Origin of the sequence: uncultured Aquimarina sp., assembly GCF_947495315.1 — a bacterium.
Taxonomy (GTDB): Bacteria; Bacteroidota; Bacteroidia; order Flavobacteriales; family Flavobacteriaceae; genus Aquimarina.
Genome location: NZ_CANLYD010000061.1, coordinates 1 through 251, shown reverse-complemented (window position 1 = coordinate 251; position 251 = coordinate 1). Strand labels below are relative to the sequence as shown.

Below are 251 nucleotides of genomic sequence, written 5' to 3'. Positions count from 1 at the left end.
CGTACCGGATTCACAGGTGCTACCGGAAGAACAGGATTTACAGGTAGAACTGGTTTCACTGGTGCTACTGGTAGAACAGGATTTACAGGTAGAACTGGATTTACAGGTGCTACTGGTAGAACCGGATTTACAGGTAGAACTGGATTCACAGGTGCTACTGGAAGAACAGGATTTACAGGTGCTACTGGAAGAACAGGATTTACGGGTAGAACTGGATTCACAGGTGCTACCGGAAGAACAGGGTTTACGGG

At 47.4% G+C, this 251-nt stretch carries 1 protein-coding gene; it reads left to right on the top strand.

Features of this window, described 5'->3' with window-relative positions; genetic code table 11:
* The coding region (locus Q0910_RS28585; protein WP_299224267.1) for a hypothetical protein at nucleotides 1-251 on the top strand (251 nt) is incomplete at both ends.